This is a genomic window from Faecalimonas umbilicata, assembly GCF_042846195.1.
Lineage (GTDB): Bacteria > Bacillota > Clostridia > Lachnospirales > Lachnospiraceae > Faecalimonas > Faecalimonas umbilicata.
This window is the reverse complement of the sequence record NZ_AP031411.1, coordinates 1,825,413-1,839,449: the sequence shown is the minus strand read 5'-3', so window position 1 is coordinate 1,839,449 and position 14,037 is coordinate 1,825,413. Positions and strand designations below refer to the sequence as shown.

At 41.2% G+C, this 14,037-nt stretch carries 13 protein-coding genes; 9 read left to right on the top strand and 4 right to left on the bottom strand.

Annotation, left to right across the window (positions count from 1 at the left end; genetic code table 11):
* The first annotated feature begins 181 nt into the window (after positions 1 to 181).
* The 6 genes from ACGG81_RS08790 (at position 182) to ACGG81_RS08765 (ending at position 6,561) form a co-directional block, all read left to right on the top strand.
* A complete protein-coding gene (locus tag ACGG81_RS08790; RefSeq protein WP_016438486.1) occupies positions 182 to 1,135 on the top strand; it encodes a nucleoside hydrolase in 954 nt (317 codons plus the stop codon).
* Between the two features lie 40 nt (positions 1,136 to 1,175).
* A complete protein-coding gene (locus tag ACGG81_RS08785; RefSeq protein ID WP_009262158.1) occupies positions 1,176 to 2,261 on the top strand; it encodes a BMP family protein in 1,086 nt (361 codons plus the stop codon).
* Between the two features lie 73 nt (positions 2,262 to 2,334).
* Positions 2,335 to 3,828: an ABC transporter ATP-binding protein gene (locus ACGG81_RS08780; protein ID WP_008975198.1), complete on the top strand. Its 1,494-nt coding sequence runs from the start codon at positions 2,335 to 2,337 to the stop codon at positions 3,826 to 3,828.
* A 2-nt stretch (positions 3,829 to 3,830) separates the two neighbouring features.
* Complete coding sequence (locus ACGG81_RS08775) at positions 3,831 to 4,868, top strand: ABC transporter permease (protein WP_009262157.1); 1,038 nt, start codon at positions 3,831 to 3,833, stop codon at positions 4,866 to 4,868.
* 1 nt (position 4,869) lies between these two features.
* Positions 4,870 to 5,778, top strand: a complete 909-nt coding sequence (locus ACGG81_RS08770) for an ABC transporter permease (RefSeq protein WP_009262156.1) — start codon at positions 4,870 to 4,872, stop codon at positions 5,776 to 5,778.
* 48 nt (positions 5,779 to 5,826) lie between these two features.
* Positions 5,827 to 6,561 (top strand): GntR family transcriptional regulator, encoded by a 735-nt coding sequence (locus ACGG81_RS08765; RefSeq protein ID WP_008975201.1) that lies wholly within the window; start codon positions 5,827 to 5,829, stop codon positions 6,559 to 6,561.
* 71 nt (positions 6,562 to 6,632) lie between these two features.
* Here ACGG81_RS08765 and ACGG81_RS08760 read toward each other — a convergent pair whose 3' ends face one another.
* Positions 6,633 to 8,270 (bottom strand): ABC-F family ATP-binding cassette domain-containing protein, encoded by a 1,638-nt coding sequence (locus tag ACGG81_RS08760; protein WP_008975202.1) that lies wholly within the window; start codon positions 8,268 to 8,270, stop codon positions 6,633 to 6,635.
* Positions 8,271 to 8,495: 225 nt separating this feature from the next.
* On the opposite strand from ACGG81_RS08760, the gene ACGG81_RS08755 reads away from it, so the two are divergent.
* Positions 8,496 to 9,356, top strand: a complete 861-nt coding sequence (locus ACGG81_RS08755) for a patatin family protein (RefSeq protein ID WP_008975203.1) — start codon at positions 8,496 to 8,498, stop codon at positions 9,354 to 9,356.
* 120 nt (positions 9,357 to 9,476) lie between these two features.
* Here the strand turns inward: ACGG81_RS08755 and ACGG81_RS08750 are convergent, their stop codons facing one another.
* The 3 genes from ACGG81_RS08750 to ACGG81_RS08740 all read right to left on the bottom strand — a co-directional run bounded on the left by ACGG81_RS08750 (position 9,477) and on the right by ACGG81_RS08740 (position 12,084).
* Entirely contained in the window at positions 9,477 to 10,232 is a 756-nt protein-coding gene (locus ACGG81_RS08750) for a class I SAM-dependent methyltransferase (RefSeq protein WP_390107883.1), read from the bottom strand.
* A 19-nt stretch (positions 10,233 to 10,251) separates the two neighbouring features.
* Positions 10,252 to 11,232 (bottom strand): aldo/keto reductase, encoded by a 981-nt coding sequence (locus ACGG81_RS08745; RefSeq protein ID WP_390107880.1) that lies wholly within the window; start codon positions 11,230 to 11,232, stop codon positions 10,252 to 10,254.
* Positions 11,233 to 11,337: 105 nt separating this feature from the next.
* A complete protein-coding gene (locus ACGG81_RS08740) occupies positions 11,338 to 12,084 on the bottom strand; it encodes a tRNA pseudouridine synthase A (protein WP_009262153.1) in 747 nt (248 codons plus the stop codon).
* 123 nt (positions 12,085 to 12,207) lie between these two features.
* Here ACGG81_RS08740 and ACGG81_RS08735 point away from each other — a divergent pair, with 123 nt between their 5' ends.
* A complete protein-coding gene (locus tag ACGG81_RS08735; protein ID WP_120090856.1) occupies positions 12,208 to 12,699 on the top strand; it encodes a hypothetical protein in 492 nt (163 codons plus the stop codon).
* 28 nt (positions 12,700 to 12,727) lie between these two features.
* Positions 12,728 to 13,987 carry an aminopeptidase P family protein gene (locus ACGG81_RS08730; protein ID WP_016438493.1) on the top strand — a complete coding sequence of 420 codons (1,260 nt, stop codon included), beginning with the start codon at positions 12,728 to 12,730 and terminating at the stop codon, positions 13,985 to 13,987.
* Positions 13,988 to 14,037 lie beyond the last annotated feature (50 nt).

Genomic DNA, 14,037 nt, shown 5'->3' with positions numbered 1-14,037 from the left:
AGAAGGAAGCTGTTGCTTTCGCGATAAAAAAGTCGTGAAGTGACAGCTTTCTTTTCATTTTGTTATAAATTATAAGTTAGACAAATATATAATGATAAGTACAAATAAATTGAAATATGTCTAAAACAGAAGTATAATGTAGACAAATAAATGAAAATTAGTAAAGTTCGGAGGAAATAGTATGGTAAAAATGTTAATAGATGTCGATACAGGGGTGGATGATTCCATTGCACTTCTGTATGCATTAAATCATCCGGAGGTTGAAATTGTGGGAATTACAACCGGATGTGGAAATGTAGATGCAGTACAGGCAGCAGAAAATACCGTGAGGATAATTGAATTATCCAATACAAAGAAAGAAATACCAGTCGTTGTCGGGGCAAATCAGCCTTTAAACGGAACCTGGGAAGGTCCGGTCGCATGGATCCATGGAGAAAACGGAGTGGGGAACGTACTGCTGGAGAAGGGGAATTTCTCTTACAGAACAGATATCAAAGCAGAAGATTTTCTCTACGAGATGCTGCAGAAATACCCGCAGGAGTTAACACTCGTAACATTGGGACGACTGACTAACATCGCAATGATGGTACAGAAATATCCAGAATCAACTAAGCTTGTAAAAAATCTGGTGATGATGGGCGGAACTGTAAATGCACCGGGAAATGTATCTCCGGTCGCAGAGGCGAATATTGCAGGAGACCCGGAAGCATGCGATCAAGTATTTCTTACAGGAATGGACATTACAGTTGTTGGACTGGATGTGACGTTGAAGACAAGGTTGAGAAAAAAACATGTAGAACAGATGGAAACATACTGTTCGGAAAGATGTAAGCCTGCAGTGCAATATATGAAAAAAGCTTTAGAGTACTATATGAACGGATCAAGAGTACAGAATTATACACCGGATAATTGTCCGCTGCACGATCCGTTGGCAATGGTAGCTGCGGTTGTTCCAAGTATTGTGAAAATACAAAAAAGAAAGGCGAGAGTAGAGTGCTCCGGTACCTATTGCCGCGGAATGATTGTAACGGATTTACGGGAAAAGCCGATTGAGGCAGAATACATTAGTTTTGCATTAGAAGTAGATGCAGAAAGAGCGATCAATGAACTTATGTCTGTATTCTGGAGAGAATAGATCAGACATTTGATAAAACAAAAAAGGAAGGAAAAGGAAGATGAAGAAGAAAAGTGTGGCAGTTGGACTGGCGATGGTGATGATGGCTTCTGTAATTTTTTCAGGATGTGGAAATGCAGAGAAAGACAGTAAAAAGGAAGCAAAAGACAGTGCAGGGAAAGTAGGATGTATTTTAGGAGTTGGAGGTCTTGGAGATCAGGCATTTAATGATTTGATCTATGAGGGACTTGAAAAAGCAAAAGAAGAATTAAATATTGATTTTGATTATGCAGAACCAACTCAGGTATCAGAGTTTGAATTGATGATGCGGGATATGGCTTCGTCAGGAGAGTACGGTGCAATCATTTGTGTAGGGTTTGACCAGACAGATGCATTGTCAAAAGTCGCTCCGGAATTTCCGGATCAGCAGTTCGCATTTATTGATGGAACATTAGAGGCAGAAAACGTCGTAAATTATGCGGCAAAAGAGGAAGAAGGAGCCTTTTTGGCAGGTGCTCTTGCGGGACTGATGAAAAAAGATGCAGCAGCATATGGTGTGGAAGACAATGATACAATCGGATTTATTGCGGCGTTGGAGACACCGATTCTTTTGAAATGGAATTCTGGATATATGGCGGGAGCACAGTATGTAAATCCAAAGATCAACTGTCTTTCAGATTTTGTAGCGGGAGATAATCCGTTTGGAGATACTACAACAGCAAAAGAGATTGCGATCAGCCAGAAAAACCAGGGAGCAGACATTATCTTCCACGCAGCTGGAGGAGCTGGTCTTGGAGTATTTGATGCGGCAAAAGAATATGATTTCTATGCAATTGGATGTAACTCAAATCAGAATACAGTCAATCCAGAACACATTGTTGCAAGTATTTTAAAACGAGTAGATACAGCATCTTATGATATTGCAAAAAGTGCAATCATTGACAAGGATCTTGCAGTAGGAACAACAGTATCTTTGGGACTCTCTGATGAGGGAATGGACTATACATTGGAAGAAAGCAAGGTTCCGGTATCTGAAGAAGATATTCAGATCCTTGACGAAATTAAGCAGAAGATTGTGGATGGAGAAATCAAAGTGCCGTCGACAATTGAAGATGCCAAAAAATTTGTGAAAGAAAATCAGTATTAATAAGAAAATGGGGAATAGATGTATGTCAGGAAAACTGGAATACATCTATTCTTAGATAGGGAGGGAAAATAGAATGTATGCGGTAGAAATGCGTGGGATTACAAAGCGCTTTCCTGGAATGATCGCAAATGACCAGATTGAATTTCTTGTGGAAAAGGGAGAGATTCATAGTCTGCTTGGAGAAAATGGTGCAGGAAAAACTACACTGATGAAGATTTTGTTTGGGCTTTACCAGCCGGACGGGGGAAGCATCAAAATTAATGGGAATGAGATCAAACATCAAACAGCAGTGAAAGCATTTGAAATGGGACTGGGAATGGTGCATCAGCATTTTATGTTGATCGATAATATGACAGTATGGGAAAACATTGTTCTTGGCAGTGAACCGGGAAACTTTATGATCGACAGAAAAAAAGGGAAGGAAATTGTAAAACATTTATCAGAAAAATATCATTTTGATCTGGATGTGGATGCAAAGATTTCTGAGATTTCAGTTGGGATGAAGCAGAGAGTGGAGATTCTGAAAACATTATACAGAGGTGCGGAAATTATTATTTTAGATGAACCGACAGCAGTTCTTACTCCGTTAGAAGTAGAACAACTTCTGCAGATTTTGCTGGAAATGAAAAAAGAGGGAAAGACGATTATCTTTATCACGCATAAGCTGAAAGAAACAATGGCAGTATCAGATCATGTAACGATTCTGCGGAGCGGAAAGTCAGTGGAATTTCTCAAAACAACAGAAACAACGGAGAAGGAACTGGCAGCGCTGATGGTTGGATATGAGATTGATATGACGTTGGAAAGAAAAAAAGTGGAAAAAGGGGAAACAATTCTTTCTTTACAAAATGTAAGACTTCTTCCTCAGGCAGAAAAGACGGTGGATTTGGAAATACGTGCCGGAGAAATTTTAGGAATTGCCGGTGTAGAGGGAAATGGACAGCAGCAATTGGAAGAGATGATCATGGGGTTAGAGAAAGTAAAATGTGGAAAAATTTTCTTTAAACAAGAAGAAATTACCGGAATGTCTGTGAAAGAACGGTGTAAAAGAGGAATCGGATATATACCGTCTGACCGCTATAAAAGAGCAATCTTACCTGGATTTTCTCTGAAAGATAATTATCTCCTCGGAAATCAGTACAAAGATAGTTATGCCAGAAAAGGGATGTTAAATCAGGAGTATATTGAAAAGAAAACAAAAGAATTAATGGAAAAATTCGATGTGCGGGCAGTAAACGGAGATCAGCTCATCGGAGCATTGTCAGGTGGAAATCAGCAGAAATTAGTGCTGAGCAGAGAGGTGGATAAAGATCCGGATCTGATTTTAGCATGTCAGCCGGTGAGAGGTCTGGATATCGGTGCGATTAAGTTTATTCATAATGTTTTGTTGGAACTTCGCAATCAGGGGAAGGCAGTATTGTTGATATCGGCAGAATTGTCAGATTTGTTTCAGTTAAGTGACAGAATTGGAGTGCTCTACAAAGGAGAGATGATGTCACTTCAAGAGACAGAAAAGTATACGACAGAATCGATTAGTTTACTTATGGCAGGCAAGAAAGGAGTGTAGGTATGAAACAGAAGACAGTTCTCCATAATCTTTTATTATCTCTTGGTGCAATTTTATGTTCGTTGTTGATTGCAGCAGGTGTGATGCTTCTGGTCGGATATGATCCATTAGAGGCATACAGCGCTTTGATAGAAGGTGCATTTGGATCTAAGAACGCATTTGCGAATACGTTAAGCAAGAGCATCCCGCTGCTGTTTACCGGACTCGCAGTGGCATTCGCAAATAAAGGCGGGATTTTTAATATCGGTGGAGAAGGACAATTATATGCAGGAGCAATGGCAAGTACGGTGACAGCGCTTATGATGCAGGGAGCACCGCGATTCCTGGTGATTTTTTGCTCCTTTTGTGCAGGAATGCTTGCAGGAGCATGTGTAGGAGCAATTATCGGAGCTGCAAAAATCAAGCTTCAGGTCAATGAAGTAGTTGTGGCAATTATGTTGAATTATATCATTCAATATTTTACTTCGTATATTGTTACATATCCATTGAAGCAGGAAGGTGCCATGACAGCGCAGACAGTGGATATTGGTGCGAATTATATGTTGACGAAACTGATTCCGAAGACGCAATTGACGACAGCATTGTTAGTAGCGGTTGCAGCAGCGATTCTTTTGTTTTTCTTTTTTAAGAAGACAAGAGAAGGGTATCATATCCGGGCAGTGGGAGAGAATAAGTCAGCAGCGCAGGCAGCGGGAATCCCGATGATGACAACGGCTATTTTGACGATGGGAATCAGCGGCGCACTTGCCGGGCTTGCAGGTACAACAGAAGTTTTTGGGAAAATGGGAAGATTTATTGACGGATTTTCTCCAGGGTTTGGATTTACCGGGATTGCAGTAGCGGTATTGGCTAACAACCATCCGATGGGAATTCTTTTAAGCGCGCTTTTATTTGGGATCTTGGAAGCGGGATCTATGAAAATGAGTTATTCAGCAGGGATTTCCACAAGTATGGTAAATGTAATTCAGGGGCTGGTGATTTTATTCGTGGCAACTCCGAATATCATCAGATTGATCAAACGGAAGAAAGGAGAATCGTAATATGGATAGTATCTTATCGATGGAAATGCTTTTGAGTACATTGCGTATGGCCATTCCGCTGGTGTTAGCTTCTGTCGGGGGCACACTGTGTGAACGAAGTGGGATTATTAATTTAGGAATTGAAGGAATGATGCTTTCAGGAGCATTTGGAGCAGTGTATGGAACTTATATCAGTGGGAATCCATGGATTGGGGTCTTATTTGCTATTTTGGTAGGCGGATTGTTTGGTATATTGCATGCAGTACTATGTATTCGCTTTAAGACAAATCAATCCGTCAGCGGAATCGGGATCAACGTATTTGTTTCCGGACTTACGATTGTTCTTACCCGGGCAGTCTGGAAATCAGATGGAATGAGTGGACAAGTGGAAAAACTTCCAGCAGTCAGTATTCCGGGACTAAAAGAGCTTCCAGTAATCGGAACATTGTTTACAGAACAGTCCCCATATCTTTTTATCACTGCTGGTATTGTGCTCGGAGCTTGGTTTTTTATGTATCGGACAAAGGCAGGACTCAGGCTTCGTGCCATTGGAGACCATCCGCAGGCAGCTCAGACAGTAGGGATCAATGTGTCATTATATCGCTATGTAGCTGTTACTTTTTGTGGAATGTTGTGCGGGCTTGCAGGTGGTTATCTTTCCATCGTGCAAAGCAACTTATTTGTAAAAGAAATGGTTGCCGGCCGGGGATTCATGGCATTGGCCGCAATGATTCTCGGTGGATGGAATCCTTTTGGGGCTCTGTGTGCAAGCCTTGTATTTGCATTTGCACAGGCATTGAGAATTAGTTTGAAAGTGGAAATTCCAAATCAATTGATGTTGATGCTTCCATATTTTATTACGCTATTTGTGCTTCTTTTCTTTGGACGAAAGGTAAAAGGACCTCAGGCTGCTGGAAATATTGAAGAATAAGTGGTAAAATATTTGAAAAGAGCAGAGTTAGAAAGATGAGGGAAAAGAATGGAATTACAGGGAAAGAAAGAAGTTACACACAAAAAACTGGCCCATGTACAAGTATATGAAGCACTTTATAAAATGGTAGAGGATGGAACATTTCCGGTTGGAAGCAGATTACCCGCAGAACCGAAACTGGCAAAAATGCTGGGAGTCAGTAGAATGACGCTTAGGCAGGCTCTGGATCTTCTTCATGACGATGGCAAATTAAGAAAAGTTCGGGGAGCAGGGAATTTTGTTGCAGATGGGAATAAAATAGTTTCTTCCAGTCTGGAGAAGCTGACGCATCCTATGGCCGGATGCATGGGAGAAGAATTTGATCGAACAACATTTGAGTTGAAAATAGAACCGTCTAATGATTATGAAAAAGAATTGTTGAATTTAGATACCCCTGTAATTGTAGCAATTCATATTTGGTACTGGAAAGGAACGGAGCTAACCGGTTATACCTTTGGAGTAATGTCACCTCATACAGTCACAAAATATCAGTTAGATTTAAATAAAAAAGAAGAGGTTGTTAGATTTGCTCAGACAGAAATCTATGAGAAAGCAGAGCGTTCGCAGCTGAGGATTCATCCAAATTCAGCTGGAACTTCTATTCTTACAGAGTATATGAAAGAAGGGGAGCAAATGACAATGGTCCAGGAAAAAATATACGATGAGGAGTTACAACCTATTCTATGTAATAAACATTACATGTTGACAGATAAAGCAGTATTTGAGATTAATACACATAAATAAAAAATCCCGCAGAGTTTCGATTGGACTCTGCGGGATTTCTTTATGTTTTCTCAATGTGGATCCACGATTGATTAATTGTCTTCTTCTGCGGCATCCATGCTGTATGTCTGACGTTTTCTTGCCATCTCATCACTTTCCAGATATTCATCATAAGTTGTGATTTTGTCGATCAGCTTTCCGCCAGGAACAATCTCCATGATACGGTTTGCTGTTGTCTGTACGATCTGGTGGTCGCGGGAAGCAAATAAGAGGACTCCAGGGAATTTAATCAGACCGTTATTTAAAGCTGTGATGGATTCCATGTCAAGATGGTCCGTAGGTTCATCTAAGATCAGGATGTTTGCACCGGAGATCATCATTTTTGATAACAGGCAGCGCACCTTTTCTCCACCGGAGAGTACGCGTACTTTTTTCACTCCGTCTTCCCCGGCAAAGAGCATACGTCCAAGGAATCCGCGGACATAAGTTGCATCTTTGTTTTCGGAATACTGTGTCAGCCAGTCTACGATCGTATAGTCATTGTCAAATTCTTTTGTACTGTCTTTCGGGAAATATGCCTGAGAAGTAGTGACTCCCCATTTATAAGTTCCTTCATCCGGCTCCATCTCCCCGGTAAGAATTTTAAAGAGCACAGTCTTTGCAAGCTCGTTTCCACCTACGAAAGCAACTTTCTCTTCGCGTGTGATCGTGAAAGAGAGACTGTCTAAAATTTTTACACCATCGATTGTCTTGGAAAGGTTCTCTACAGTAAGTACCTCGTTTCCAATCTCACGGTTTGGACGGAAATCGATGTAAGGATATTTACGGCTGGATGGACGGATGTCGTCCAGCTGGATTTTTTCGAGTGCTTTCTTACGGGATGTTGCCTGCTTTGATTTGGAAGCGTTGGCGCTGAACCGGGAAATAAATTCCTGAAGTTCTTTGATCTTTTCTTCTTTCTTTTTGTTAGCTTCTTTCATCTGGCGGATCAGCAACTGGCTGGATTCATACCAGAAGTCGTAGTTTCCGGCATAGAGCTGGATCTTACCGTAGTCGATATCTGCAATTTGTGTACAGACTTTATTCAAGAAGTAACGGTCATGTGATACGACGATGACAGTATTGTCAAAGTTGATCAAAAATTCTTCGAGCCATGCGATCGCATCAAGATCTAAGTGGTTGGTAGGCTCGTCGAGAAGGAGGATGTCCGGATTACCAAAAAGTGCCTGTGCGAGAAGGACTTTCACTTTTTCAGAACCTTTCAGATCTCTCATGTATTTGTAATGCAGATCAGTGTCGATGCCGAGACCATTTAAGAGAGTAGCAGCATCAGATTCTGCTTCCCATCCGTTCATAGTAGCAAATTCACCTTCCAGTTCACTTGCTTTGATCCCATCTTCATCGGTGAAGTCTTCTTTTGCGTAGAGGACTTCTTTTTCTTTCATAATCTCATAGAGTCTTGCGTTTCCCATGATAACCGTATCGAGTACGAGAAATTCATCGTACTTAAAGTGATCCTGCTGAAGGAAAGAAAGACGTTCTCCCGGAGTGATAACAACTTCTCCTTTTGTTGGCTCTAACTGACCGGAAAGAATCTTTAGGAAAGTGGACTTTCCAGCTCCGTTTGCACCGATCATACCATAACAGTTGCCGGCTGTGAATTTGATGTTGACATCTTCAAACAGCGCTTTTTTGCCAAGGCGTAATGTAATATTATTTGCACTAATCATCTGATAAATCTCCTTTGTCTGTTTCATTTATTTTCTGCCAGAGATCCACAGGTGAGATTCCTCTGCAGAAACTGGCTTGTTTACGGATATTTCCAAGCCCTATCTTACCATGAGAAGGTAAAAATGGCAAGGCAAAGCATATCTTTGGAGAAAATTAAGAAAAAAATTGTTTGAAAGGAATGAAAAAGGGTATATAATTTAAAAAAAGCAAAGCGAGGAATGCATATGGAAAAAGCAACACTGGTTTTGGAAGGCGGTGCAACAAGAGGTGTGTTTACTTCAGGAGCACTTGACTTTCTGATGGAACAGAAGTTATATATGTCACATGTGATAGGAGTGTCAGCAGGAGCATGTAACGGGGTAGATTATGTGTCAAAACAAATTGGCCGAACAAAGAATTGCATGATTCATACAGAGAAAGAGTACGATTACATTAATCTTCGGAAATTTGTCCGAGAGAGAAGCCTGATTGATATGGATATGATCTTTGAAAAATTTCCAAATGAAGTTTATCCGTTTGATTTCGACACCTATTTTCAGTCAGACATCGTATGTGAGATGGTCACGACAAACTGTGTGACTGGGAAGGCGGAATATATGACAGAAAAGTCCGACCCAAAGCGTCTGATGAAGGTCTGCCGGGCTTCCAGCAGTCTTCCGTTGTTTTCGCCGATCGTGAATATTGATGGGACACCGTATCTGGATGGAGGGCTTGCAGATTCTGTTCCGATCGAACGGGCACTTGAGATTGGGAATGAGAAAATTGTTGTGATTCTGACAAGAAATCCCGGATATCGGAAAAAGATGCCGTCCAAAGGCGTGATGAAGATTTATCGTTCGTCTTATAAGACATATCCAAATTTGCTTCGTACGATCGCAAGGCGCAGCATTGTCTATAACCGTACAATGGAGAAGATAGAGAAGCTGGAAGAGGAAGGAAAGATTTTTGTGCTCAGACCGCAGATGAAGACCGTGTCAAGGTTGGAGAGGAATGCAGATACTTTAACAGACTTTTATAATCATGGTTATAATTATATGAAAAAGCAGTATCACAACCTGCTAGAATATTTGCAGAAAGAAGAATAGAAAATTGCAGAACAGGGTTGCCTTGAAATGGTTTCCGAATAGGAGAACATATTTTAAGACAACCCTGTTTTGCATCCTCTCCATACAGATTTGCTGGCGAGAAGCTATTCATATTTTTATCTAAGAAATTCTGCATTCAAACAGAAAAAAATCACACTGATCGTCTACCGCAATTTCTTTTTGAAAGGAAGAGTAAGTTTTGATCGTCGAAAATCCGGCTTCTTTTAGGTATCCTTCCATTTCCTCAAAGGTATAGAGATGTGTCTGAAAATCCATAAATTCTTGTGACAGCAATTCATCGTTCCGGCATAACTCATAGATGCCCGGAGAAAACTGTGTCTGACTTTTCTCTTCATAGTAGTTTTTTGTCTTCAAGGTCAATGCAGTACCGTCTTCGAAAGGGACAGTGACAGAAGGAACATACTCTGTGTCATCGATACATCTATTTGCGATTGTATCTACTGCAAAGACAAAGACACCGTCTGGAGACAGCAGTGATTTCATTTTTCCAAGAAGCTGTCTGCATACAGAAATATCAGTGAAAAGTGATACAGAGCTGGAGGATATGAAGATGTAATCAAAAAGTCTGTCAGAAGAATACTGAAGGATATCTCTGCAGGCGACAGAAGCCGTCGGCGCTTTCTGCTTTAATTTCGCAAGCATTTCCTCTGATAAATCGATTCCGCTAATTGTAAAACCACGTTCCAGGAAAGGGACAAGAAAACGCCCGCTGCCACAGAGTGGTTCCAGTATCTTTTTCCCTTTTTCTGCATAAGACAGATAAAAGTCCAGTTCGTCTGCCGGCGCTTCTCTGTGTAGGATTTCATACATTTCCGTACATAAATTGCCATAATAATTTTGTCTGATCTGTTCCAAGTTTGTTCTCCCTCCTGTTTTAGATTTGAGCAGGAACTGCAGCAAGCATCTGTCTGATATCCTCGGCATCCAGCTTTAGCGAAAGTGCGTTTGCATTATCGATGAGTTGTTCAGGTTTTCTGGCTCCGCAGAGAATATGAAGATCCGGGATCGTAGCGGCAGTCAGTGCGATCACAAGACTGCTGTAAGAACAGTTATATTTTTCCAACATTGGTTTCCAGGAGTCTAACATAGCAAGGGCTTCCTTGCGGCGGCCGCTCTTCCAGAAACGATTGTTGTTGCGGACATCTGTATCAGAGAGAACGGTATCCATAGTTACTTTTCCAGTCAAAAGCCCTTGTTCCAACGGGGAGTATGCCTGGATAGATACTTGGTGCTTCTGGCATGTCGGAAGAAGATCTGTGCGGATCCGCTGGTCAAGCAGACTATATTTTTCCTGGATCACATCGAGTTGTCCGTACTGGCAGTAAAGTTCAAGCTGTTCCGGTGTTACATTGGAGGCTCCGATCGCACGAATTTTGCCTTCTTTTTTCAATGCCATCAGAGTGTCCATCGTCTCTTCGAGTGGGAAAAGAGAAAGATCCGGTGTCTGCCAGTGTGTGTATAAAAGATCAATATAATCAGTCTGAAGACGTCTTAAGCTTTCTTCTACGTCCTGACGGATACTTTTGGCAGACAGATCTCGGTAAATATGTTTCCCTTCGATGATTTTGTGGAAACATGGGGTCTCGTGTCTCCATTCCAGCCCACATTTTGTTGAGAGAATTGCACTATGACGTCTGTCCTTCAATGCTTTTCCGACAACCTCTTCGCTGTGACCAACCCCATATACCGGAGCGGTGTCGATCCATGTGATTCCATGATCCAGCGCTTCATGGACAGTGTGGATGGAGAGCACATCATCATTTTCCCCCCACCATACACCACCGCCGATGGCCCATGTCCCCATGCCGATGTAAGGTGTTTTTAAGTCTGATTTTCCGATTGATAATAATTTCATAAAAAGAAGCTCCTTTCCTGTGATAATAAGTGAATACAGAGATCGTGCTTTTATTCAAGAAATAGGTGCACAAAATCACTGTACAAGATACTTTTCCAAGTTGTTTTAACGATCGTAGACAACTTCCTGCAGATAGAGCCCTTTCGGATCGCAAGGTGCGCTTGCCACAGTAGAGGAAGTAGGAGAGAAAATCTCGTCAATTTCTTCCTTGCGGCGGATGCCAAGTCCGATATCGAGCAGGGTGGAGAGAATCATGCGAGGCATATTGTGGAGAAAATCAGTTGCCTCCAGTGTAATCTGAATCTCTTCCAAATCTTCGTAAATATCAATATTCAAGATTTCTTTTTCTGTAGATTTGTTTTTCTTTACGGTCGAAAACTTCTTGAAATCATGTTTTCCTGCAAGCAGAAGTGCTGCCTGTTTCATCAGTTCTGTGTCTGGTTTTTTGAAAGAATGATATGTATATTTGCGGTCGAACACGCTTGGGACTTCTGCAATAGCAACACGGTATAGATAAATCCGGCTTTTTGCATTGAGGCTTGCATGAAAACGCTCCGGTTTTTCTTCCACGGAGAGTACTGCGATATCCATCGGAAGATAGCGATTCATGTAATGTTTGATCTCTAATAAGGTCATATCTGTTGTTGTTTTAAAATTGACAACCTGTCCATAAGCATGGACACCGACTTCTGTGCGGGCTCCGCAGAATAATTCTACATCCTCATTGGTCATCTTTTTAAGCACTTCTAATATCTTATTGGAAACGGTGTTTGTAGATTCTCCTTTTCCGAGGCGCTGCCATCCCTGATAGCGGCTGCCATCGTATTCTAATGTCAGCAATATATTTCTCATAAGTAATCCTTTCTTTTCGTAAATATTATTTTTATGGTTTGAAAAGTAGTTTTAGTATAACAAAGATTGTGCTATAATAAAAGCAGTTTTGAGATACAAATTTCATGGAAAGGGGAGAATACTGTGATTCATTCTATGACCAAAGCAGAAGTGGAAAAGGCAGGAGCACTTTTGATAGATACACTGAAAGAAGGAGAAGTTCTTTATCCATCCATTCTGCTTAGGGGTACGAAAGAAAAAATGAAAAAATTTCTTTTGCAGGTGATAGAGGAGCAGGACTGCTATGCCGATTTTTACTATCCTTCTTTAAAAAAGGAAGAAAAAGAGCACTTTCTCTCCGGGCTTTCTGCGGACGAAAAATCATATATACAGCGCATGGAATGTACGGAGGGAAAGATATACTATCCGCTGGACAATGAAATTTGTACCTTCCTGCTCGATATTACAGCGAGGGAGTGGCTGTTCTCCTCTTTTTATTTTATAAAGAACAGGGCGGTGCTCTGGGGAAATTATCAGATGGCATTTCCACTGTTCTGTGAAAATGAGGATGTCAGAGAATATTACAGAGACCTTGCATGTGCCTGCGGATTGCAGACAGAAATGATGGAGAGCTAAAAATAACAAATTAGTAGGAGAAAAAATCATGAGAGAAGTCTATGCAGCAAGAAGAGCAAAGTTAATGGAAGGAATGAAAGCACCATCAATCGCAGTCATCTATTCAGGAACAGCGCCGATGCGTTCTGCCGATGAAGAGTACGAATTTTCGGTTGATCGGAATTTTTATTATTATACAGGAATTGATAGAGAACATATGATTCTTGTCCTGAAGAAGCTAAAAGAAGGAACTATGGCGGAGGAACTCTATATTGAGCCATTTGATGAGGTGATGGCGAAATGGGTTGGTGCAAGAATGCGTGAAAACGAGGCAAGAGAGATCAGTGGGATTGAGAAAATCTGCTACCTGGAAGCATTTGACGGAAATTTCAACAGTCTGATAGAATCATCCAGAAGCAGCAAAAAACTCACAGTTGCGCTGGATTTGTGGAAATATAAAGTGACCCAGGCTCCGACACAGGCACATCTTTTGGCAGCACGCATTAAGGAACAGTATCCGGCAGTGGAAATCAGAGATATCTACGCAGATTTTGTAGGACAGCGTATCAAAAAAGAAGATATTGAAATTGAAAAAATGATGGTTGCACAGCATACAACACAGAAGGCGATCGAAGAATTGATGCGGTATGTAAAACCGGGTATGAACGAATGTGAGATGGAGGGAGCGTTTGATTTTGCGCTGCGCAAACAAGGTGTGAGGGAACATGCATTTCCAAGTATTGTTGCGGGAGGCGTAAGAGCGACGACATTGCATTACAAAGAGAATAACCAAGAAGTCAAGGACGGAGAACTCGTTTTGATCGATCTTGGAAGTGCAAATGAGCATTATTGTGCAGATATCTCAAGAACATTCCCAGTCAATGGAAAATTTACTGCACGTCAGAAAGAGATTTATGATTTGGTATTATCCGCACAAGATTTGATTATTGAAAAAGCAGCGCCGGGTATGACACTTCGGGAATTAAATCAGATGGTGATCGATCACTACGCAGCAAGACTTGATGAACTTGGACTTGCAAAAGATGGAAAGACAGTAGCAGATTACTATTATCATGGAGTTTCCCATCAACTGGGGTTAGACACACATGATATCAGTTGTTCTGATTATGAGGTACTGGAACCAGGAATGGTCATCACGGTAGAGCCAGGATTTTATATTGAGGAAGAAGAGATTGGAATCCGCATTGAGAATGATATTCTGATCACAGAAGGGAAAGCGGTAGATCTTTCCAAAGGAATCCTAAAGACGACAGAAGACATTGAAGCATGGATGAGTAAGAGAGATTAAGCAGGAGTAAAGAGGTACTTTTTGTGGCAGATAAATATTGAAAAATATTT

Excerpts from the sequence above, each read along its gene's own strand:
- ACGG81_RS08785 (WP_009262158.1), top strand. The coding sequence starts at position 1,176 with ATGAAGAAGAAAAGTGTGGCAGTTGGACTGGCGATGGTGATGATGGCT.
- ACGG81_RS08790 (WP_016438486.1), top strand. The coding sequence starts at position 182 with ATGGTAAAAATGTTAATAGATGTCGATACAGGGGTGGATGATTCCATT.
- ACGG81_RS08770 (WP_009262156.1), top strand. The coding sequence starts at position 4,870 with ATGGATAGTATCTTATCGATGGAAATGCTTTTGAGTACATTGCGTATG.
- ACGG81_RS08755 (WP_008975203.1), top strand. The coding sequence starts at position 8,496 with ATGGAAAAAGCAACACTGGTTTTGGAAGGCGGTGCAACAAGAGGTGTG.
- ACGG81_RS08760 (WP_008975202.1), bottom strand. The coding sequence starts at position 8,270 with ATGATTAGTGCAAATAATATTACATTACGCCTTGGCAAAAAAGCGCTG.
- ACGG81_RS08730 (WP_016438493.1), top strand. The coding sequence starts at position 12,728 with ATGAGAGAAGTCTATGCAGCAAGAAGAGCAAAGTTAATGGAAGGAATG.
- ACGG81_RS08765 (WP_008975201.1), top strand. The coding sequence starts at position 5,827 with ATGGAATTACAGGGAAAGAAAGAAGTTACACACAAAAAACTGGCCCAT.
- ACGG81_RS08745 (WP_390107880.1), bottom strand. The coding sequence starts at position 11,232 with ATGAAATTATTATCAATCGGAAAATCAGACTTAAAAACACCTTACATC.
- ACGG81_RS08775 (WP_009262157.1), top strand. The coding sequence starts at position 3,831 with ATGAAACAGAAGACAGTTCTCCATAATCTTTTATTATCTCTTGGTGCA.
- ACGG81_RS08780 (WP_008975198.1), top strand. The coding sequence starts at position 2,335 with ATGTATGCGGTAGAAATGCGTGGGATTACAAAGCGCTTTCCTGGAATG.
- ACGG81_RS08740 (WP_009262153.1), bottom strand. The coding sequence starts at position 12,084 with ATGAGAAATATATTGCTGACATTAGAATACGATGGCAGCCGCTATCAG.